Origin of the sequence: Streptomyces sp. NPDC059477, from assembly GCF_042749375.1 — a bacterium.
In the GTDB taxonomy this organism is placed as follows: Bacteria; Actinomycetota; Actinomycetes; order Streptomycetales; family Streptomycetaceae; genus Streptomyces.
This window is the reverse complement of sequence record NZ_JBHYUG010000004.1, coordinates 161,224-181,741: the sequence shown is the minus strand read 5'-3', so window position 1 is coordinate 181,741 and position 20,518 is coordinate 161,224. Positions and strand designations below refer to the sequence as shown.

17 protein-coding genes and 1 pseudogene are annotated in these 20,518 nt (G+C 66.1%); 12 read left to right on the top strand and 6 right to left on the bottom strand.

The window, feature by feature from the left end; translation table 11 throughout:
* Position 1: 1 nt before the first annotated feature.
* The 6 genes and pseudogenes from ACFXAZ_RS03635 (at position 2) to ACFXAZ_RS03610 (ending at position 8,077) form a co-directional block, all read left to right on the top strand.
* Positions 2 to 1,246, top strand: coding sequence for a restriction endonuclease subunit S (locus tag ACFXAZ_RS03635; protein WP_384584496.1), 1,245 nt, complete (start codon positions 2 to 4; stop codon positions 1,244 to 1,246).
* Positions 1,243 to 4,497, top strand: a complete 3,255-nt coding sequence (locus ACFXAZ_RS03630) for a type I restriction endonuclease subunit R (protein WP_384584493.1) — start codon at positions 1,243 to 1,245, stop codon at positions 4,495 to 4,497. The genes ACFXAZ_RS03635 and ACFXAZ_RS03630 overlap by 4 nt, the downstream gene beginning before the upstream one ends.
* A gap of 189 nt (positions 4,498 to 4,686) precedes the next feature.
* Positions 4,687 to 4,851, top strand: a pseudogene (locus tag ACFXAZ_RS03625) (AAA family ATPase); the annotation flags it as partial.
* Between the two features lie 399 nt (positions 4,852 to 5,250).
* Complete coding sequence (locus tag ACFXAZ_RS03620; RefSeq protein WP_384584552.1) at positions 5,251 to 6,063, top strand: AAA family ATPase; 813 nt, start codon at positions 5,251 to 5,253, stop codon at positions 6,061 to 6,063.
* A complete protein-coding gene (locus ACFXAZ_RS03615) occupies positions 6,060 to 6,839 on the top strand; it encodes a hypothetical protein (RefSeq protein ID WP_384584490.1) in 780 nt (259 codons plus the stop codon). Before ACFXAZ_RS03620 ends, ACFXAZ_RS03615 begins: the two co-directional genes overlap by 4 nt.
* 437 nt (positions 6,840 to 7,276) lie before the next feature.
* Positions 7,277 to 8,077 (top strand): hypothetical protein, encoded by an 801-nt coding sequence (locus ACFXAZ_RS03610; protein ID WP_384584488.1) that lies wholly within the window; start codon positions 7,277 to 7,279, stop codon positions 8,075 to 8,077.
* Positions 8,078 to 8,266: 189 nt separating this feature from the next.
* Here the strand turns inward: ACFXAZ_RS03610 and ACFXAZ_RS03605 are convergent, their stop codons facing one another.
* The 3 genes from ACFXAZ_RS03605 to ychF form a co-directional block, all read right to left on the bottom strand.
* Complete coding sequence (locus ACFXAZ_RS03605) at positions 8,267 to 9,031, bottom strand: Shedu anti-phage system protein SduA domain-containing protein (RefSeq protein ID WP_384584485.1); 765 nt, start codon at positions 9,029 to 9,031, stop codon at positions 8,267 to 8,269.
* A gap of 276 nt (positions 9,032 to 9,307) precedes the next feature.
* On the bottom strand, positions 9,308 to 10,165 hold the full coding sequence (locus tag ACFXAZ_RS03600) for a hypothetical protein (protein WP_384584482.1): 858 nt from the start codon (positions 10,163 to 10,165) through the stop codon (positions 9,308 to 9,310).
* 350 nt (positions 10,166 to 10,515) lie between these two features.
* The gene (ychF, locus tag ACFXAZ_RS03595; protein ID WP_384584479.1) at positions 10,516 to 11,604 is read right to left on the bottom strand and encodes a redox-regulated ATPase YchF; all 1,089 of its coding nucleotides are present in this window, start codon (positions 11,602 to 11,604) and stop codon (positions 10,516 to 10,518) included.
* Positions 11,605 to 11,850: 246 nt separating this feature from the next.
* Between ychF and ACFXAZ_RS03590 the strand changes: the two genes are divergently transcribed.
* On the top strand, positions 11,851 to 12,534 hold the full coding sequence (locus tag ACFXAZ_RS03590) for a DUF6542 domain-containing protein (RefSeq protein ID WP_384584476.1): 684 nt from the start codon (positions 11,851 to 11,853) through the stop codon (positions 12,532 to 12,534).
* 43 nt (positions 12,535 to 12,577) lie between these two features.
* Here the strand turns inward: ACFXAZ_RS03590 and ppgK are convergent, their stop codons facing one another.
* Both ppgK and ACFXAZ_RS03580 read right to left on the bottom strand, forming a co-directional pair.
* Positions 12,578 to 13,324, bottom strand: coding sequence for a polyphosphate--glucose phosphotransferase (ppgK, locus tag ACFXAZ_RS03585; RefSeq protein ID WP_384584473.1), 747 nt, complete (start codon positions 13,322 to 13,324; stop codon positions 12,578 to 12,580).
* A 173-nt stretch (positions 13,325 to 13,497) separates the two neighbouring features.
* Complete coding sequence (locus ACFXAZ_RS03580; RefSeq protein WP_384584470.1) at positions 13,498 to 14,511, bottom strand: 4-hydroxy-3-methylbut-2-enyl diphosphate reductase; 1,014 nt, start codon at positions 14,509 to 14,511, stop codon at positions 13,498 to 13,500.
* A gap of 126 nt (positions 14,512 to 14,637) precedes the next feature.
* Here ACFXAZ_RS03580 and ACFXAZ_RS03575 point away from each other — a divergent pair, with 126 nt between their 5' ends.
* The 4 genes from ACFXAZ_RS03575 to ACFXAZ_RS03560 all read left to right on the top strand — a co-directional run bounded on the left by ACFXAZ_RS03575 (position 14,638) and on the right by ACFXAZ_RS03560 (position 18,532).
* Positions 14,638 to 16,011 (top strand): APC family permease, encoded by a 1,374-nt coding sequence (locus ACFXAZ_RS03575; protein WP_384584467.1) that lies wholly within the window; start codon positions 14,638 to 14,640, stop codon positions 16,009 to 16,011.
* 224 nt (positions 16,012 to 16,235) lie between these two features.
* Positions 16,236 to 17,468, top strand: a complete 1,233-nt coding sequence (gene xseA / locus ACFXAZ_RS03570; protein WP_384584464.1) for an exodeoxyribonuclease VII large subunit — start codon at positions 16,236 to 16,238, stop codon at positions 17,466 to 17,468.
* Positions 17,465 to 17,686: an exodeoxyribonuclease VII small subunit gene (locus tag ACFXAZ_RS03565; RefSeq protein WP_384584462.1), complete on the top strand. Its 222-nt coding sequence runs from the start codon at positions 17,465 to 17,467 to the stop codon at positions 17,684 to 17,686. Before xseA ends, ACFXAZ_RS03565 begins: the two co-directional genes overlap by 4 nt.
* A gap of 255 nt (positions 17,687 to 17,941) precedes the next feature.
* Complete coding sequence (locus ACFXAZ_RS03560) at positions 17,942 to 18,532, top strand: malonic semialdehyde reductase (RefSeq protein WP_384584459.1); 591 nt, start codon at positions 17,942 to 17,944, stop codon at positions 18,530 to 18,532.
* A 142-nt stretch (positions 18,533 to 18,674) separates the two neighbouring features.
* Here the strand turns inward: ACFXAZ_RS03560 and ACFXAZ_RS03555 are convergent, their stop codons facing one another.
* Positions 18,675 to 19,199 (bottom strand): DUF4245 domain-containing protein, encoded by a 525-nt coding sequence (locus tag ACFXAZ_RS03555; protein ID WP_384584456.1) that lies wholly within the window; start codon positions 19,197 to 19,199, stop codon positions 18,675 to 18,677.
* Positions 19,200 to 19,324: 125 nt separating this feature from the next.
* Here ACFXAZ_RS03555 and glpX point away from each other — a divergent pair, with 125 nt between their 5' ends.
* On the top strand, positions 19,325 to 20,356 hold the full coding sequence (gene glpX, locus ACFXAZ_RS03550; protein WP_384584453.1) for a class II fructose-bisphosphatase: 1,032 nt from the start codon (positions 19,325 to 19,327) through the stop codon (positions 20,354 to 20,356).
* Positions 20,357 to 20,518 lie beyond the last annotated feature (162 nt).

The following is a 20,518-nucleotide window of genomic DNA, read 5'->3' as shown; positions in this document are numbered from 1 at the left end:
GGTGACGAGCTCGCGAAATGGCTGGGACAACGTCCCACTAACTGAAGTCCTCGATTTCCAGGAAGGGCCTGGAATCATGGCCAAAGACTTCCGGGAATCTGGCGTGCCACTGGTTCGGGTAGCAGGCCTCAAGAGGCAGACCCATCTCCTCACGGGATGCAATTACCTGGATCCCGATATGGTCTCCACGAGGTGGGCGCACTTTCGCCTGATGGAAGGCGATGTGCTGCTTAGTACATCCGCCTCCCTTGGCGAGACTGCAACAGTGACATCCGACGGGGTCGACGCAATTCCCTATACAGGAATCATTCGGTTCCGCCCACGCGGATCCGCGATCCTGCCAGCTTTCATCGCTCACGCTCTCACCTCACCATCCTTCAAGGCTCAGATCGAAGCGGAGGGGTCCGGAAGTGTAATTCGCCATTTCGGACCAAGCCACCTCCGAAGGATGACTGTGGTAGTCCCTCCCCTGGAAGAACAAAAAGCCATCGCCGAAGTCCTCGGCGCCCTCGATGATAAGATTGCGGCTAATGAGCGTCGGCTCGAAACGCTCAACAAATTCTGTTCAGCCTGGCATGAGCGCATCATCAACCGCGCCAATATTGACACCCCACCCCACACGCTGATCGAACTGGTGAAGCGTGAATTCATAACTCTCGGAGACGGGTACCGCACCAAGCAGTCCGAACACGGAAAGCCAGGACTCCCGATCCTTCGGGTAGCCGATATCGGACATGGGGCTATCGCACCCAAATTCACGCATTTCGTCAGCAACTCGTATAGGGCCGCCATGGGGCCAAAGGTATCCCAGCGAGGCGATGTCGTCCTGACCACGAAGGGAACCGTCGGCCGCGTAGCGATTATCGAATCTGACCAACCACAGTTCGTCTACAGTCCACAGGTTTGCTACTTCCGCCTTGCAGACAACAGCCCAGTTTCCCCTCATTACCTGCTCCATTGGTTCCAGGGAAAGGAATTCTGGAGTCAAGCAGGCGGACTCAAGGGCCAGACAGATATGGCCGACTACCTGAGCCTTCGCGATATTCGCTCACTCCGGATTACCGTTCCCACGCCCGCTAACCTCGCCGAGTTCAGCAGGGTTTGCGACCCGATGCAGGAACAGTCTGAAGCCACGCGCCGCGAGAACGACACCCTTGCCTCCCTCCGCGACACCTTGCTACCCCAGCTCGTCACCGGAAAGATCCGCGTCAAAGACGCTGAACGCATCGCGGGGGACGCCACATGACCACCGAAGGGGGAATGGACGCGGTGGAAATGGAGGCAGGTATGGAGATCGGCACGGCCGCCGGCCGTGCCATGTCCGAGCAGGAGTGGGAACACCACGCACTAAATCAGCTCGCCGAGCGCGGCTGGCAGCACGTCCGGGGTAGGGATCTTCGCCCCCGTGATGGACACCGGAAGGGGTGGGACGACCTCATCCTCTACCCCCGCCTGCGCGCGGCCATAACATCACGCCACCCTGAGCTGCCCTCGTCCGCGGTAGAAGACGCGATCGAGCGGCTGCTCGACACCTTCCCAGCAAACGAGGTGCGCCTGAGCTGGAGCTTCTACCAGCGCCTGAAGGCCGGCGTGAAGGTGTCCTACAACAACCCCGTCACTCAGCAAGAACGACATGTCACTGTCCGCCCTGTCGATTTCACCAACCCTCACGGCAACGATCTCGTCGCTGCGAACCAGGTCCGCGTCAAGGGAGCCCGAGGACGCGTCTTCATATTCGACATCGTCCTGTACGTCAATGGAATCGCGCTCGCGATCATCGAGTTGAAGCGAGCGGGCGGCACGGACGATTCCCGTTCCGCATACGACCAGATCCAGAACTACCGCCGCGAGCTAAAACTCGACCGCGTCTTTCGTACGCTGCTCCTCTCGCTCGCGAGCGACGGGATAACCGCCCGCCTTGGCACGCCGCATACCCCCTGGCAGCACATGGCCCCCTGGCACGCGGAGGCGGACGGTACTCTCCTCCGCAAGCACGAGCGGAACGACGACCTGGCGCTCGACCGTATGGTCCACGGCGCCCTCGAGCCCGATCGCTTCCTCGACCTGATCGCGAACTTCCTCTCGTTCTCCGCCGAGGGGATGGGCGGCGAGGTCGACACCGTAAAACTTGCCAAGGCCCACCAGTATGTTGCGGTGAGACAGGCGATCACCGCCACTGCCTCAGCCGTCGCCACTGACGGTCGAGCCGGCGTCATCTGGCACACCCAGGGCGCGGGCAAGAGCGAGGAGATGCTCTTCTACACAGGACTCGCTGCCACCATCCCAGAGGTCCCGAACCCCACGGTTCTGCTGCTCACAGATCGCATCGACCTGGACTCCCAGCTCTTCGACACCTTCGCGCAGAGCAAGAGCCTAGAAATGGTCAGCGGTAGCCCGAAGAAGGCAACCAAGGCCAGCCAGTTGCGCGAGCTACTCACCCGCCGAGCAGACAGCGGGGGCATCGTCTTCTCCACGCTTCAAAAGTTCCGGGTGAGCGAGGAGGAACGGAAGGCCGGCGCCCGGCATGCCGTCATCACAGACCGACGTGACGTGATCGTTGTGGTCGACGAGGCCCACCGTAGCCACTATGACCTGGAGGATGGCTTCGCCCGAAACCTCCGCGACGCCCTACCGAACGCCACCTTCATCGCCTTCACCGGCACCCCCATCGACAACCGGACTGGTTCCACTCACCAGGTCTTCGGGCCAACTATCCACACGTACGACCTCACACAGGCCGTCGACGACGGGGCGACCGTGCCCGTCTTCTATGAGCCGATCCTGCACAAGGTCAATCTCCCCGCAGGGATAGACCTGGACGAGCTCAACGCCAAGGCCGAAGGGCTCGTCGAAGGGCTCACTGCGGAAGAGCAAGCCCGGGCACGCAATATCTTTGCCCGCTTCGAGGACCTAATTGGTGCCCCCGAACGTATTGGCTCCATCGCCGACACGATCCTCTCCCACTGGGACATCCGCCGCCAGGAGATGATCAAACTTACGGGCAGTCCCGGCAAGGCCATGATCGTCTGTTCCTCACGCCGTAGCGCCGCCCGCCTCTTCCGAGCTCTGGCAGAACGCCGCGGGGAGTGGACCGGTACTCCCGACCCTGAGACCGAGTTCTACCCGGACGACTCCGGGAAGATTCGGGTGGTCTTCACCGGCAATCCCGGCAGGGACACACCCGACATCGCGGACTACGTGCGCACCCCGACTCAGCTCAAGAAGATCCAAGACCGTGTCGGCAAACCTGAAGACGAACTTGAGTTGATCATCGTTCAGTCCTTGTGGCTGACAGGCTTCGACGCCCCTCCCCTGCACACCATGTACCTGGATCGCCGCATGCGCGGCGCCGCCCTCATGCAGGCCATCGCGCGCGTCAACCGCACCTGGGACGAGAAGCCCTCCGGCCTAGTGGTGGACTTCCTAGGCGTAGCCAGAGAACTCAAATACGCGCTGGCCACGTACTCGGAGGCTGACCAGGAGCAAGAGACCATCGGCGCGCACATCACCGAGGCGGTCAAGTCTGTACGCGGCATGCACAGCAAGGTCGATGCTGTACTGCGGGACTGCCCCTGGCGCACGGCTCTGCGGGATGTCGGACACCGCGAGGCGCTCCGTGAGGCCCTGGACCTCCTGGAAACCGCCGAGCCGGCCCTGCCGCCAGGCGAGCCCACCCGGGCACAGCGCTTCCTGCACTTCGGCCGCCTGCTCTCCCAGGCGTTCTCTCTCTGCCCCACCCACCCCGACGTGCAAGACCTGCTGCCCGACATCCACTTCTTCGCGACCCTACGTACGACCTACCAGAAGCTGGCCGCGGAACATCGGCAGCAGCTCGGCCTGGCCACAGAAGCGGATGTCCGCCGCATGATCGAGCAGCTCAACGCTGAGATGGTGGCCGCGGACGGCGTCGTGGACATCTACGACGCCGCCGGCCTCACCAAACCCGATCTTTCTCACCTCGACGCGGGCTTCGTGCAGCAGCTCAGGGACAGCCGCCATCCGAACCTGGCACTCAAGGCCCTGCGGGACGCAATCGCCCGCGAAATCCAGGAAGCGCACCCGAGCAACCTCACGCGACAGAAGGAGTACTCCGAAGCGATGAAGGCGGTGATGAACCGCTATCATAACGGCCTCATCGGCTCTGCCGAGGCAGCAAGGCTCCTTGTCGAGATGGCCCAGGAGCTATCCGTTTCCCGCGCACTTGCTGCCGAACTCGGATTGTCCGAACACGAGATGGCCTTCTACGACGCCATCGCTGCCAACCCGAAGGCCCTGGAAATGGGACAGGACATCCTGTCCAAGATCGCCCGTAAGCTGTACGAGCAGGTCGCGGGAGACGTCACTATTGACTGGCGTGTCAAAAGCCAAGCCCGGGATCGCATTCGCGCCAAGGTCAAACTGCTGCTCAACTTCTTCGGCTATCCGCCGGACGAGGAGCCGGACGCGGTCGAACGCGTCCTGAAGCAGACTGAGGTCATCGCGGACGATCTGGCCTGACATCCGGCCGCTACCAGCGTGCAAACGCTGGTAGCGAGGTCTGAATCTCGCACTGCGGGAGGGCTGAGAGTGTCTCGACGGGGAGTTGTCCGAAGCGGCTGAGCTGAGGCATATAGCAGTGTCAGCAGCTCATGAGAGGCTGACACTGCCGCCCCGCTGGGGGAACGCACGATCGACAAGGAGGGTTGGGTGTACGTTACAGAGTTCGGCCTCTCCAATGTCCGAGGCTTCCATGGAGCCCGTGCTGTTGACGCACTCGCCCTGCCCCAGCCCGGCGATGGCGGCAGTTGGACCGTAATCGCGGGGCGCAACGGCTCCGGAAAGTCCACGCTCCTGCGCGCCTTGGCCCTCGCGCTCGCTGGCCCGCGGGTGGCTCGTGCCCTCAGCCAGAATTTCGGCGGTTGGATCACTACTGGTGAGACAGCCGCCTGGTGTCAGGCTGCTGTCTCACCTGACTACGCAGTCGACCAGCTCACCGGCCGAGGCCGAGGACCGGACGGCCGCATGATACTCGGTCTGGATTGGACACTACCGAACGCCAACGGCCTGCAGCACAGCGCCTTCGGCGGCCCCGTACAGCCCTCACTATCCCCATACGACGGCGTCAAGTACGGGTCTCCGTCAGCCGAGCGCGGCCCATGGTCTGACAATCCGCAAGGCTGGTTCTGTGCCGCATACGGCCCCTTCCGACGCTTGATGGGTGGCAGTGGGGAGACTCAACGGCTCATGCTCTCGCCGGGACCTGCGGGACGGATGGCCTCGCTCTTCCACGAGGACGCCTCGCTCTCCGAGGGCGTCAGCTGGCTCAAGGAGCTGCAGCTGCGGAGCCTGGAGGGCAGCAAGGAGGCCACCCAGCTCTTGGATACCGTTAAAGAGCTGCTCTCCGACGGCCTGCTGCCCAACAAGTTCCGGGCGCTGCGGGTCTCGTCCGAAGGACTGTGGGTGGCGCCAGCCGACGCCCCAGACCGGGCCTATCCCCTAAGAGAGATGAGCGACGGTTTCCGAACCGTCGTGGCCCTGGTCCTCGACATAGTCCGACAACTCCAGACCGCTTACGGGACCCTCGACACCGGGACCAACAACACCGGCCGTCCAATCGTGCGGATGCCAGGAGTGGTCATCATCGACGAGGTGGACGCCCATCTGCACGTCACCTGGCAACGGGCGATTGGCGACTGGCTGAAGTGTCACTTTCCAAGGATCCAGTTCATCGTGACCAGCCATAGCCCCTACATCTGCCAGGCCGCTGATCCAGGTGGACTTATTCGGCTGCCGGGACCTGAGGAAGAGCGAGCACCTGAGGTCGTAGCACCGGACCTGTATCAGCGGATCGTGTACGGCAGCGGCGAAGATGCCGTTCTCTCTGAGCTCTTTGGCCTAGAGACCCCGTACTCCGAGCGCGCAGACAACCTGCGAAAGCGGCTCGTCCATCTCGAAGAGAAGGTCTTCGACGAGGAAGCGAATGCCGACGAAGTCACGGAGTACAAGGACCTGGCGGCCAAGCTGTCGAGTTCCCGCACCGCACGGGTCTATGAGATGGCGGCGCACCTCGCAGGTGACGAGTGATCTCCGTCCAGCGCCTGCCTGCCACTGACGCGATGACCAAGCTCTGCGACTTTCGCACACAGAAGATCCAGGGCGCAGGAGCCACAAGCACGGCAGCAGATGACCAGTGGAAGGTTGCGCGAGCTGCCCGAAGGCAGATCAAAGGGCTACTCGAGCAGATGGCTCCCGGCCGCATTCGTTGCATGTACTGCCTGGACAATCGGGGTACCGACATCGACCACTTCGAGCCGAAGACTCGTAGCCCGCTTCGCACCTTTTGCTGGGATAATCACCTGCTGGCCTGTTCTCACTGCAACAGCAACGAGAAACGCCACCTCTTTCCCTGCGATCCCGAAACTGGCGATTGCTTGCTCATCGACCCAACCGTGGACGACCCCGCGGACCATCTGAAGCTACTACCGAGGACGGGCGAGCTAAAATGCCGCACGCCCAAGGGTAGGCACAGCATCGAGGTCTTTGGGCTGAATCGCGACGACCTACGGAAAGGCCGCGCGGATGCCTGCGAGATGTTTATCTCCGGCCTCATCCGATGGCATGACCAGGTACGGCTCGAGAAGGTCGAGGCCGCCACGCGCACAGCCGTGCGACTTCACCGGGCAGACTTCCCAGAGGTGCTCCGTACCCTAGAAGGTCTGGCCGAAACGCCACTCGCGTCCATTTTGGAAGACCGACATTTCCCCGAGGCCCTGTCAGCCTGGGTTGTTCACCGCCATGGCGCGTCAAAGATTCCTCCTGTCCGCACGAAACTTGCTGACCAACTCACCGCGCACCCCTAAGAGAATCCCCCGTTTCCTACGTCGACGTACGAACACGCCCTTCGACACCTTGGTCACCCCATAGCTCCCAAGCTAACGAGAAGCAGGACGAACAGGCTAAGCGAGGCACCACACGCGGCTCCTCCGCGCACGATGCAGCTCGGCATGCGCGCCCCTTCAGCACGGGCGAGGATGCCAGCGAGCAGTCCCACGTTGATCGATGCGAGTGCCGCCGCCAAGACGAGCAACACCCTGACGCTGAACGACAGATGCACCTAGGACCTCCGCTGTACGGGCGAGTGAAGCTGAACGGCTTGAGCATCCACTCCAGGCATAGGCTGCAGCTATGATTCACAACTACCTACGAACTACTCAGGACTATTTAGCACTATCGGAGGTGAACCATGGGAAGAAGGCCGAAGCCACTCAACCCCATTGACCCCCTTCATGCGTTCGCCATGGAGCTCGTCAAGCTCCGGGATGCCGCTGGTCCCGCTGGCAGCGCAAGAGCCACCTGTGATCAGGTAGGGGTAACCAGGACTACCTACTACGCGTGGCTGGCTGGGAAGCAGCTGCCCGGCCGAGATTCCCTAGAGCTCACGGTAAGGGCATGGGGTGGGGACTCTGGTCACTGGCTGGAACTTCGGCGGAAGGCAGAGTCTGCGCTGGCAACGGCGGCCGACCAGCGCCTCCAGCAGGCCAGAAGAGAGCAGGCAGCCCGAGACGGGCACGCAAACCTGATCGGCAGGCAAGCATCAACCCAGCACGCCGACCATGCGGCTAGGAACTCGATCTTTCCCAAGCGTGATCGCACACAGACTCGACGCATCGAGGAGGCGCGCCAAGCCCTCAGCTTGTTCGGGTTCGATGCCGAACGCTCCAATGAGCGCTCCGCCCTGGTCCTACTCGCCCTTTTGAAACTTAACCCGGAAGCCGAGTGGCGGGAATCCGATGCGCCCATTTTGCGCATGGTGGAGATCATGCAGTGGGTTCGCGAGGTATACGGCAAGGACTACAAACCAAATAGCCGGGAAACGATCCGGCGGTTTACTCTACTTCAGTTTGTCGAAGCCGGACTAGTCGTTCTGAATCCTGACCAACCAAATCGCCCCGCTACCTCGCCTAAGTGGTGTTACCAGATCGCACCGCGAGCTCGCGCAGTGCTGCGCTCTCACGGAGAATCTGAGTTCGTCCGTCGCGCGCAGGCATTTTTCCAGTCACACGCAACCCAAGATGCAACCGCCCAGCAGGGTCGCTGATCTCAACTAACACGCCCAGGCACGCTTTCAGTAGTCCTTAACGATGAAGCACGCCCGTTCGTATAGCTCGTCGAAGGTGATCACTTCGACGTCCTGGATAGATCGTCTGTACTGCTCGAATGAAGTGATCTTCTCTGCGTTCGCCCCTCCGCGATCCGCGAACTCGCTGAGGCTTCCGATCGCCAGCACCTATCGGGGACGGATGGTGGAGATCTCGATGTCCGTCGGTGCGCCATCGTCTCGGTAGAGCCTGTGCAGTTCGCCTGTGACCAGCCGCAGGGCCTTGTAGGCAGTCTTCTGGACTTGCGCCACTGCTCCGACAACGTCCTTGGAGACTTGATAGACGTCCGGGGGCCGATACGGGGCGTTGGCCAACAAGGGGGTCAAGTGGGTCTTGATCTCACAAGGCAGCAGGCTGCTGATGAAGCCCTTGGAGCGCATGACGGCGTCACTGCGCTTGCCAGCCCCTGTGAAGATGTTCGCACCAGTCGTAATACGCTCCAGCTTGCCATCGTCGAGAGGTTCACATGCGACGAGGTTGAGGCCATAACCAAAGATCCACGGGTTCTCTTCAAAGAAGCCCTGCCAGACCGCCTCCGGCCCCGCCGTCCGCCCAAGCTCTCGCTCAAAGAACTCCGGATTGGTCAACAATTTTTCGAATCGCTGTAGTTGTGACTTTCGGTTGCTGATCCACCTAATGTCCTCATCTGTGAGCGTGCCGCCGACGGCGCTCCTGAGCGCTTCGAGCAGGGTCCTGCGGTCCTGGTCGGCTAGCAGCTGAGCCAGCTCTGCCTCATCGCCGACAATTAGCCGTCGGCTACCGCCAGGGATGTTGTTCAACCCAACGCATTTCTGGATGAAGCAGATGACCTTCCAAAAGTTCTCGTGGACATCGTTGGTATCGACGAGCGCTTTGATGACCTGAGTGGAATCAGTACCAGGGATGGCTTCCATGACCACAGTCCTCGCGGCCTTGTTCTTGTCCTTCTTCCACAGTTTGATCCTGGGTGAGAGGACGCCGTCCCTATTGATGAGGGTGACTTGGCACAGCGTTGCTACCAGCGGCCGGTCATCAAGCAGGAAATCTGTGATCCTGCGACGGGTGCGGGTGTCGTAGAAGTAGGTGTATCCGTTACCGCGGACCTCAAGGTCGGAAAGATCCTGCCGTGTGACGTCGAACTCCGAGGTCGGAAAGCTGATACCAAAGCCTCTACCGGCCCGCGCAACAGGCTAGGCTGCCTCGTTCCTCCAGTCTGCCGGGATGGCCGGCAGCGCCCTAACCTCGCCTTCGACTACGAGGGACTGCACATCCTCTCGCTGGAGCCACGTGAGGAGAGATTCGAGCCGAGCCCAGATCGCATCTATGACTGGTTTCGTGAACTCTGACAAGAGCGCACGATCCGCCGCTAGGACTGCCTCATAAGTGCTGGTCGTCCATCCGTCACCGGGCATGGGGTGATAGAAGCCGCCGTCACGGCGCAGCGAGAGCACGGCAGCACGAAGCAGGTCTCGCGCCTCTTCCTCACCGTCCCGGTCAAGGAGGCTGTAGGTCTGCCCAAGGATGAGGTCGAGCTTCCCAGCGTCGTCGTCTTCGACTGGCAGCGATACCAGCGGTCCGGTGGCATCTGTCGGGATCGGCGTGTAGATCGGCCGGCCCGAGAGGAACTCGAAGACACGGAGGGTCCAGCCGTCCGGCCCCAGGAGCCGATTCAGGTCCTCAACACGCTGTGTCGACTGATCTACGTCGGACTGTACTTCTGGATGCACAAGTCGTGCCAGAAAGTTGAGGAGTATCTGGTCCGGGCCTTCCAGGAGTTGGAATCGCGGATCCTCGAAGATCCAGTCGTCGGGCCAGTCCATTGGATTGGTGATCCGGTGCTGGATGATGTCGGCTCGTGCAGTAGCGAACCTGCGATCCGTTGACGGCAGCCCGTCAAGGTCGTAGAGACCCTCCAGGAAGCACGTCTCCTCGAGCTGTCCCCACCAGGGACCCCCGTCACCGCGCAGGTAGTCAAAGATGACGCGTCGCGTCACCGCCGTGATCCTCGGCGCGCCACGCTGCGGAGAGGAGTGATCGGGCTGAGTCATGCACCCAGAATGGACGCCCCTCGGCTAGCCCTGCAGGTTATTGACGACTCTTGCGTCCGTCGGCTCCAGGGCGAGAGGTTTTGCAGTGGGGCAGTCAGTTCCCACATCCGCCACCCTCGGCACTTCGACGCGCTTCGGGACGTTTCCGCGCAAAACACAATGTCAGCACGGGACAGCATCCCGGGGGTGACCACAGGTGCCGACAGGTGGTCCGATCCGACCCTCCGGGACAGCATCCAGCGCCAAGCCACCGTCCGGCCATCGATGGACCCACAAGAGGGGCCCGTCTTGAGTTGATGGACCCCTCTTGACCTGCGGCTATACAGGACGAAATTTAGTTGAATATTAAATTAGATGTTGAACCGAAACTCCACCACATCCCCATCCCGCATCACATACTCCTTCCCCTCCATCCGCGCCTTCCCCTTGGCCCGGGCCTCCGCCACCGATCCCGTCTCCACCAGGTCGGCGAAGGAGATGACCTCCGCCTTGATGAAGCCCTTCTGGAAGTCGGTGTGGATGACTCCGGCGGCCTCGGGGGCCGTGGCGCCCTTCTTGATGGTCCAGGCTCGGGATTCCTTGGGGCCCGCGGTGAGGTAGGTCTGGAGGCCGAGGGTGGTGAAGCCGACGCGGGCGAGGGTGGCGAGGCCGGGCTCCTCGGCGCCCACGGACTCCAGGAGTTCCATGGCGTCGGCCTCGTCCAGTTCCGCGAGGTCCGCCTCCAGCTTGGCGTTGAGGAAGATCGCCTCGGCGGGGGCGACCAGCGCGCGCTGGGCGTCCTTGAAGCCCTCGTCGACCAGTTCGTCCTCGTCGACATTGAAGACGTAGAGGAAGGGCTTCGTCGTCAGGAGGTGCAGGTCGTGCAGCGGCTCGGCGCGCTCGCTGCCCTGCACGATGCCGTGCGCGAAGAGCGTGTCGCCCCGCTCCAGGATGCCCTGGGCCTCCTCGACCGCCTTGACCTTCGGCGCGAGGTCCTTCTTGATCCGGGACTCCTTCTGGAGGCGCGGAAGGACCTTCTCGATGGTCTGGAGGTCGGCCAGGATCAGCTCGGTGTTGATGGTCTCGATGTCGTCCTTCGGGGAGACCTTGCCGTCCACATGGACGACGTTCTCGTCCTTGAAGGCGCGGATGACCTGGCAGATCGCGTCGGACTCGCGGATGTTCGCCAGGAACTTGTTGCCCAGGCCCTCGCCCTCCGACGCGCCCCGCACGATCCCCGCGATGTCGACGAAGTCCACCGTCGCCGGCAGCACCCGCGCGGAACCGAAGATCTCCGCCAGCTTCGCGAGCCGGGGGTCGGGGACGCCTACCACGCCCACGTTCGGCTCGATCGTGGCGAACGGGTAGTTGGCCGCGAGCACGTCGTTCTTGGTCAGGGCGTTGAACAGGGTCGACTTGCCGACATTCGGCAGACCGACGATTCCGATCGTGAGCGACACGTTGCGTCTTCCCGTAAGTGAGAGTGAGAGGGCCTGGAGGTCTTCGAGGATCTTGAGGGTCTGGAGAAGGGATTCGAGGGCTTGGAGAAGATCTGGAGAGGAAAGGGGCCGGCATCGGCTGGCCGATCCACCAGTCTACGGGGTGCCCCCCAACCCCCCGACGCCCCGTTCGAACGCTTGGCCAAGCTCGCCCCATCGGCGTGTCTGTCGGCCTATTCGGCACATAAACCGACCAGAGTTGGTCCGGTGGAGCAACACAGGACGCGCCCCCCTCAGTCCGGCCGGACCGGCCAGTCCGCCCAGCCCGGCCGGCCGAGCCGAACCGGCAGGTCCGAGCCGCGCCGGGTGCCGCCGCTGCCGCCCCAGGCGGGCCGGGACTCCCCCGCCCGTCCGGACGGCCCCCCGCGCCCCGCGCCGCCCCGGGCCCGGTCCGCAGGCAGCGGCCCCGCCCGTGACCGTGCCCCGCAGCGCCGCCCGGCCGCCCTGCGCCGTCCCGCTCCCCCACCGGCCACCACGCCCGCGCGCCGCTTCCCCGACCCCCGTCTGACCGGGCTCGGCGCCGGGCTGTTCTGCACGGCCGTGATGCTCACCCTCGCCTTCCTCATCGGCCTGCTGTTCGACAGCTCGGTGACGGTGTACGGGGTGCTGTTCCTGCCCGTGTGCGCGCTGACCGCGCTGTGGGTACGGCCCGGCGATCTGGTGACCGCGCCCGTCGTCGTGCCGATCGCCTTCGCCGTCGGGCTGCTGCCCATCGCCGAGGGCGACGGTGTCTTCCCCCGGCTGATGGGCCTGTTCACCGCCCTCGCCACCGAGGCCGGCTGGCTCTACGGCGGCACCCTGATCGCCGGGTCCATCGCGACCGTACGCAAGGTACGGCTCATGGCGCGGCGGCGGGCGGGCGGCGAGCGGCGCCGCGTGCCCACGGGTTAGCGAGCCACAGAGCCGGGCCGGTCACGCACCCGCTGGGCCCCGGCTACTCCGCCTTCGCCGCCCGCATCGCCGCCCCCACGATCCCCGCGTTGTTCTGCAACTGGGCCGGCACGATCTCCGCCTGGATGCCCTCGATGAGGTGCAGGAACTTGTCGGACTTACGGCTCACCCCGCCGCCGATGATGAACAGCTCGGGCGAGAACAGCATCTCCACATGGGCGAGGTACTTCTGGACCCGGCTCGCCCAGTGCTCCCACGTCAGATCGTGGTCCTCCTTGGCCTTGCTGGAGGCGCGCTTCTCGGCGTCATGGCCATGCAGCTCCAGATGGCCCAGCTCGGTGTTGGGCACGAGAACGCCGTCGGCGAAGACGGCACTGCCGATGCCGGTGCCGAAGGTGAGCAGGATGACCGTGCCCTGCCGGTCGCGCCCGGCGCCGAAGGCCATCTCGGCGACGCCCGCCGCGTCCGCGTCATTGACCACCGTCACCGGCAGCCCGTCGAGCACCCCGCTGAACAACGCGCGCGCGTCCGTGTCGATCCAGCTCTTGTCCACATTGGCCGCCGTACGGACCGTATGACCGCCGGTGACCACACCCGGGAAGGTCAGCCCGACCGGGCCCGTCCAGCCGAAGTGCGCCACGACCTGCCGCACCCCGTCCGCCACGCCGTCGGGCGTCGCCGGGTGCGGGGTGAGCACCTTGAAGCGCTCCTCGGTCAGCTCGCCCCTGTCGAGATCCACAGGGGCGCCCTTGATGCCGGATCCGCCGATGTCCACGCCGAAGATCTGCATGGCTCCACGTTACGACGGACCACTGACAGTCACTTCCCGGATGATCCGGATGATCTGGATGGTCCGGACGATCTGGATGGTTCAGATGACGCAGATCGTCCACTGGATGATCCGGGCGGCGGCCCCGGCAACCCCACCCCTACGACCATCGGCTCCCCTCCCACGACCACCGGCTACTCCCCCGCCCCCGCCCCACCCCGCTCCGCCACCAGCGCCGCCGCCTCCTCGCGCAGGTCCCGGCGCAGTTCCTTCGGCAGCGAGAAGATGATCGACTCCTCGGCGGCCTTGACCAGCTCCACATCCCCGTACCCGCGCTGGGACAGGAACTCCAGGACCTCCTCGACCAGCACGTCCGGCACGGACGCGCCCGAGGTGACGCCGACCGTGGTCACGCCCTCCAGCCACGCCTCGTCGATCTCGCTCGCGAAGTCCACGAGGTACGCGGCGCGGGCGCCGGCCAGCTTGGCGACCTCGACCAGCCGCACGGAGTTGGAGGAGTTGCGGGAGCCGACCACGATGACCAGGTCGGCCTCGGCGCCCATCTGCTTCACGGCCAGCTGGCGGTTCTGCGTGGCGTAGCAGATGTCGTCGCTCGGCGGGGAGATGAGCTGCGGGAACTTCTCCTTCAGGGCGTCGACGGTCTCCATGGTCTCGTCCACGGAGAGCGTGGTCTGGGAGAGCCAGACGACCTTCGACTCGTCCCGCACCTCGACCTTGGCGACATCCTCGGGCCCGTCCACGAGCTGGATGTGGTCGGGGGCCTCGCCGGAGGTGCCGATGACCTCCTCGTGGCCCTCGTGGCCGATCAGCAGGATGTCGTAGTCGTCCTGGGCGAAGCGGACGGCTTCCTTGTGGACCTTGGTGACCAGCGGGCAGGTCGCGTCGATGGTGGCCAGCCGGCCGCGCGCGGCCTCGTCGTGCACGACGGGGGCCACGCCGTGCGCGGAGAACATCACGATGTTCCCCTCGGGGACCTCCTCCGTCCGCTCGACGAAGACGGCGCCCTTCCGTTCCAGGGTCTGCACGACGTACTTGTTGTGGACGATCTCGTGCCGGACATAGATCGGGGCCCCGTACTGCTCCAGGGCTTTCTCGACGGCGATCACCGCGCGGTCCACGCCCGCGCAGTAGCCACGGGGGGCGGCGAGCAGGACACGGCGGCCAGTCGAAGCAGTCATGCGAACCATCGTACGGGGGCGTTCGGCGGGTCCGGAGCGTGTCCGTGGCGGTTCACCGGGAGACTTGCCCCGAGCCGGGCGGGACGCCGTGCGACGCGGCTTTTCGCCCGGTTGATCCGACTCGCGGAGGAACTGATGTCCGACACCGGCACCACCGCTCCCCCGGCCGACGAGCAGCACCGGCTGCGGCGCAGTCTCGGCTTCCGGGATCTGGTCGTCTACGGCCTGCTGTTCATCGCCCCCATGGCGCCCGTCGGCATCTTCGGCACCCTGGACGCCCGCTCGCACGGGGCGGTCGCGCTGGTGTACATCGTCGCGACGGTCGCCATGGCGTTCACCGCGTTCAGCTACGCGCAGATGGTGCGGGTGGTTCCGCTGGCGGGCTCGGTGTTCGCCTACGCGCGCGTGGCGCTCGGCAGGGACGTCGGTTTCATCGCCGGGTGGATGGCGATGCTGGACTATCTCCTCATCCCGGCCGTCGCCTATCTCTTCTCCGGGATCGCCATGGAGGCGCTCGTCCCGGAGGTCTCGCGCTGGATCTGGACGGCGATCGCCGTCGTGATCACGACGCTGCTGAATCTGTGGGGCGTACGGGCCGCCGCGCGGGTGGGTTTCGCGGTGCTGGTGATGGAGATCGTCGTCCTGCTGGTGTTCGTGGTGGCGGCGATCGTGGTGCTGGCGCGGGACGGGGCCGAGCGGGGGTGGCTGTCGCCGCTGTCCGGGGACGGCTCGCAAGGGGCGTTCGCACTGTCGGCGGTGCTGGGCGCGGTGTCGGTGGCGGTGCTGTCCTATCTGGGCTTCGACGCCATCGCCTCGTTCGCGGAGGAGGTGACCGGGGGCTCGCAGAAAGTCGCCCGCGCGGTGCTGTTCTGCCTCGCGCTCGCCGGGTTCCTCTTCATCGTCCAGACCTACCTGGTCGCCCTGCTGGAACCGACCACCTCGGCCGAACTGGCCGCCGACCCGGGCAAACAGGGGTCCGCCTTCTACGACGCCGTCGACGTGTCGGTCGGTACCTGGCTGCACGATCTCGTCGCCGTCAGCAAGGCGATCGGCGCGGCGTTCGCGGCGCTGGCCGGGCAGGCGGCGGCCGGGCGGCTGCTGTTCGCGATGGGCCGGGACCGCCGGCTGCCCCGGGCCCTGTCCAAGACGGACTCCGGGGTTCCGCGCCCGGCGCTGCTCTGCGCGGCCGTCGTCACGCTGGTCGCGGCGGTGTGGGCGGCACGCGCGAGCGACGGCATGGACCATCTGGTGTCCGTGGTGGACATCGGCGCGCTCACCGCCTTCACGCTGCTGCACGCGAGCGTGGTGGCCTGGTTCGCCGTACGGCGCCGGGGTGGCCCGGTGAGCTGGTGGCGCCACGTCCTGATGCCGGTGCTGGGCGCGGCGATCACGATCGCGGTGATCGTGGAGGCGAGCGGCACGGCCCAGGCAGTGGGCGCGATCTGGCTGGCGGTGGGGTTGGCAGTGCTGGTGGCACAGAGGGGGCGTACGGGGGAGGCCAGTACGTAGGTGAAAGGAAGGGGTGGGTGGGGGCCGAGTTTGCTCGGCCCGGCATGAACGGGGCGCCGACTCACGATGAGCGGCGGCCCCGCCTCGACGCCGGCCCACGGCAACGCCCCAAGGGGCGCGGGGAACTGCGCGACCAGCCCCCACCGACCCGCACCCGAACAGCACCCCCCGTCCCCTCCCGCAGCGCACCCGCACTGTCGGTCCCGCCGACTACCCTCACGCACATGGCTGTCAACACGTCCGCCGAGACCCCCCTCCCCGTAGGCGAGGTCTCGCGGCTCATCGGGAGCTGGATCGACCGGCTCGGGGCGGTATGGGTCGAGGGGCAGATCACCCAGCTGTCCCGCCGCCCCGGCGCCGGCGTCGTGTTCCTGACGCTGCGCGACCCGTCGTACGACATCTCGGTCGGCGTGACCTGCTACCGCCAGGTGTTCGACGCGGTCGCGGACGTGGTGAGCGAGGGCGCCCGCGTCGTCGTCCTGGCGAAGCCGGAGTGGTACGCGCCGCGCGGCCAGCTGTCCCTGCGGGCCACCGAGATCCGCCCCGTCGGCGTCGGCGAGCTGCTCGCGCGCCTTGAGCAGCTGAAGAAGAAGCTCGCCGGCGAGGGCCTCTTCGCCCCCGACCGGAAGAAACCCCTCCCTTTCCTCCCCCAGCTCGTCGGCCTCGTCTGCGGCCGTGCCTCCGCGGCGGAGCGCGACGTGCTGGAGAACGCCCGCCACCGCTGGCCCGCCGTCCGCTTCGAGGTGCGCAATGTCCCGGTGCAGGGCGTGCACGCCGTGCCGCAGGTCGTCCAGGCCGTGAAGGAGCTGGACGAACACGCGGACGTGGACGTGATCGTCGTCGCCCGGGGCGGCGGCAGCGTGGAGGACCTGCTCCCGTTCTCCGACGAGCAGCTCGTCCGCGCGGTCGCCGCCTGCCGTACGCCCGTCGTCTCGGCGATCGGCCACGAGCCCGACACCCCGCTCCTGGACTACGTGGCGGATCTGCGCGCCTCGACCCCCACCGACGCCGCCAAGAAGGTCGTCCCGGACGTCGGCGAGGAGCTGGAGCGGGTACGGCAGCTGGCCGCCCGCGCCCGGCGCTGCGTGGAGGCGTACGTCGAGCGCGAGGAGCGCGGGCTGGCGCAGGCGCTGGCCCGTCCGTCGATACAGGACCCGCACCGGATGATCGACGACCGCGCGGACCAGTTGGACGCCCTGCTCGCCCGCAGCCGCCGTACTCTCGGCCATCTCCTCGACCGCGCCGACTCGGAGCTGACCCACACGCACGCGCGCGTGGTGGCCCTCTCCCCGGCGGCCACCCTGAAGCGCGGCTACGCGGTGCTCCAGCAGCGCGACGGCCATGCCGTACGGGACCCCGCGGAGGTCACGGCCGACGAGCCGCTGCGGGCCCGCGTGGCCGAGGGCGAATTCTCCGTACGTGTCGATGGCGTCGATGTCTCTAGGGTGGGCGAATGAGCAGCAAGGTGGATGAGGCGCTCGGCTACGAGCAGGCGCGCGACGAGCTGATCGAGGTCGTACGGCGCCTGGAGGCGGGCGGTACGACGCTGGAGGAGTCCCTCGCCCTCTGGGAGCGCGGCGAGGAGCTGGCCAAGGTGTGCCGCCGCTGGCTGGAGGGCGCCCGCGCCCGGCTGGACGCGGCCCTCGCGCAGGACGAGGCGGTAGCAGAGGAGTAGGGACCTACAAGGACCAGACCTACAAAGACCAACAGTGACCAACAGTGACCAAAAGTCACCAACAGTGAGCTACAGGGCCTACAGCAGCCACAGGGCCCCGGACCACACAGATAGACGGACCGCGGTCCGTTTATGTGAACCGGATCACGACACCCCCGCTTTGGTTGAACCTTGAAGCTTCTGCCGCGTAACGTCTTCGCCGTCAGCCGGTTGTTCCCCCCGGAACCGGACCCGCCGCGCCACAAGGAACCCCCCATGCCCCTCGTTCTTGACCCCACCGCCCAGGACCTGCTGTTCCGCGAGGCCCGCACCGCGAACACCTTCACCGACGAGCCCGTCACCGAAGAGCAGATGCAGGCGATCTACGACCTGGTCAAGTACGGCCCGACCTCCATGAACCAGTCCCCGCTGCGGATCACCCTGGTCCGCTCCGCCGAGGCCCGTGAGCGCCTGGTGCAGCACATGTCCAAGGGCAACCAGCCCAAGACCGCCACCGCCCCGCTGGTCGCGATCCTCTCCGCGGACAACGAGTTCCACCAGGAGATGCCGCAGCTCTTCCCGCACGCCCCGCAGGCCAAGGACACCGTCTTCGCCGACCGCGGGCTGCGCGAGAGCCAGGCCGAGCTCAACGCCTCCCTCCAGGCCGCGTACTTCATCATCGGCGTGCGCGCCGCGGGCCTGGCCGCCGGCCCGATGACCGGCTGCGACTTCGAGGGCGTGCGCAAGGAGTTCCTGGACGACGACCACACCCCGCTGATGGTGGTCAACATCGGCAACCCGGGCCCGGACGCCTGGTTCCCGCGCCTGCCGCGTCTGTCGTACGAGCAGGTCGTGACGACGGTCTGACCCGACCGTCGCGCATACCGCACACACCGCACATACGCGGACGAAGGCCCCCGGTACGGCACCGGGGGCCTTCGTCGTCCGCTCGGCCGCCGAGGCCGACGGGGACCGTCAGCCGGAGCCGGGACGGGTCGGTCCGGAAGGGTCAGTCCAGCTTCAGTGACTGCGCCATCGTCGCCAGCTGGCCGAAGGAGCCCGTGCCGACGACCATCGTCGTGGCGCCGTCCGCCCCGTCCAGGACCAGCGCGCTGTACCGGCCGCCGCTGTACTGGGTCCAGGTGCGGCCGTCGATGTCCTGGGTGACCTCGGTCTCGCTGCCGCCCTGGCTGGCGTCGTCGATGAATTTGGCGCGGGTCTGGGTGGACTGCTCGATCGCCACGTACTCACCGTCGGGCGCGTGGAAGCCGAGGTGCCAGGCCTCGCCGTCCTGCCCCTGATAGCGGACGGAGGTCGGCTTCCAGGTGTCCGGGAGCCCCTCCGGCACTGCCACCGGGTACGACGCCGCGCGCTGGGCCGTCAGCAGCTCCACCCGGTAGTCGACCGGCTTGACGTCCGGTTCCGTGTCGTCGTGCGGGATGAAGAGATAGATGACCCATGCCGCCAGCACGATCAGGCCCAGGGAGAGAATCATGTCCCGGGCCGTTTTCTGCCTGCCGTTCGTACCTGCCACGCGCCTATCGTCGCAGGTGCCCGCCCCGCTCATCCGTGGGGGGCCCTGCTCATTCTGTCGACCTGACGATAGAGTCGACGCCGAACCCTCATCCGGCCGTCGTCGTATCAGAAAGGTGCGTTCCGATGACCGAGCATCAAATGCCGTCCGAACTCGATGTCCCCTCCGAGGCCCCTGACCGCAACCTCGCCCTCGAACTGGTCCGGGTCACCGAGGCCGCCGCCATGGCGGCCGGCCGCTGGGTCGGCCGCGGGGACAAGAACGGAGCCGACGGTGCCGCGGTGCGGGCGATGCGCACCCTGGTGTCCACCGTGTCCATGAACGGCGTCGTCGTCATCGGCGAGGGCGAGAAGGACGAGGCGCCGATGCTCTTCAACGGGGAGCGGGTCGGCGACGGCACGGGCCCCGAGTGCGACATCGCGGTCGACCCGATCGACGGTACGACGCTGACGGCCAAGGGCATGCCGAACGCGATCGCCGTGCTGGCCGCCGCCGAGCGCGGGTCGATGTTCGACCCGTCGGCCGTGTTCTACATGGACAAACTGGTCACCGGACCCGAGGCCGCGGAGTTCGTGGACATCGACGCCCCGGTGGCGGTGAACATCAAGCGGATCGCCAAGGCCAAGCGGCGCCAGCCGGAGGACGTGACCGTCGTCATCCTCGACCGGCCGCGCCACCAGAAGCTGATCGAGGAGGTCCGGGACGCGGGCGCCCGGATCAAGCTGATCTCGGACGGCGATGTCGCCGGTTCGATCTACGCGCTGCGCGAGGGCACCGGCGTGGATCTGCTGCTCGGCGTGGGCGGTACGCCGGAGGGGATCATCTCGGCCTGTGCCGTGAAGTGCCTCGGCGGGACCATCCAGGGCAAGCTCTGGCCCAAGGACGACGAGGAGCGGCAGCGGGCGATCGACGCCGGGCACGATCTGGACCGGGTGCTGACCACCGACGACCTGGTGTCCGGGGAGAACGTGTTCTTCGTCGCCACCGGGATCACGGACGGGGAACTGCTCCAGGGGGTGCGGTACCGGTCGGAGACCGCCACCACCGAGTCGATCGTGATGCGGTCGAAGTCGGGGACCGTACGGACGATCGCGTCCGAGCACCGGCTCAGCAAGCTGCGGGCCTACAGCGCCGTGGACTTCGGGCGGGCCAAGTAGCACCAGCAAGCACCGCATACCCGCTGCGAGCGGCAGCGGCTGCCGGCAGGGAGCGCCCCCCCGGCCGGGGGGGGGGGGCCCGCCCGGGGCAACCCGCCGGCGGCGATGGGGCCCCCCCCCCCCGCCGCGGGGGGCCGGACCACAAGCCGCGGGGGCCCCGCG

Bases quoted from the DNA above. Each gene is read 5' to 3' on its own strand.
- ACFXAZ_RS03630 (WP_384584493.1), top strand. From the start codon at position 1,243: ATGACCACCGAAGGGGGAATGGACGCGGTGGAAATGGAGGCAGGTATG.
- ACFXAZ_RS03620 (WP_384584552.1), top strand. From the start codon at position 5,251: ATGGCCTCGCTCTTCCACGAGGACGCCTCGCTCTCCGAGGGCGTCAGC.
- ACFXAZ_RS03610 (WP_384584488.1), top strand. From the start codon at position 7,277: ATGGAGCTCGTCAAGCTCCGGGATGCCGCTGGTCCCGCTGGCAGCGCA.
- ACFXAZ_RS03605 (WP_384584485.1), bottom strand. From the start codon at position 9,031: ATGGAAGCCATCCCTGGTACTGATTCCACTCAGGTCATCAAAGCGCTC.
- ACFXAZ_RS03600 (WP_384584482.1), bottom strand. From the start codon at position 10,165: ATGACTCAGCCCGATCACTCCTCTCCGCAGCGTGGCGCGCCGAGGATC.
- ppgK (WP_384584473.1), bottom strand. From the start codon at position 13,324: ATGCAGATCTTCGGCGTGGACATCGGCGGATCCGGCATCAAGGGCGCC.
- ACFXAZ_RS03580 (WP_384584470.1), bottom strand. From the start codon at position 14,511: ATGGTTCGCATGACTGCTTCGACTGGCCGCCGTGTCCTGCTCGCCGCC.
- ACFXAZ_RS03575 (WP_384584467.1), top strand. From the start codon at position 14,638: ATGTCCGACACCGGCACCACCGCTCCCCCGGCCGACGAGCAGCACCGG.
- xseA (WP_384584464.1), top strand. From the start codon at position 16,236: ATGGCTGTCAACACGTCCGCCGAGACCCCCCTCCCCGTAGGCGAGGTC.
- ACFXAZ_RS03565 (WP_384584462.1), top strand. From the start codon at position 17,465: ATGAGCAGCAAGGTGGATGAGGCGCTCGGCTACGAGCAGGCGCGCGAC.
- ACFXAZ_RS03560 (WP_384584459.1), top strand. From the start codon at position 17,942: ATGCCCCTCGTTCTTGACCCCACCGCCCAGGACCTGCTGTTCCGCGAG.
- glpX (WP_384584453.1), top strand. From the start codon at position 19,325: ATGACCGAGCATCAAATGCCGTCCGAACTCGATGTCCCCTCCGAGGCC.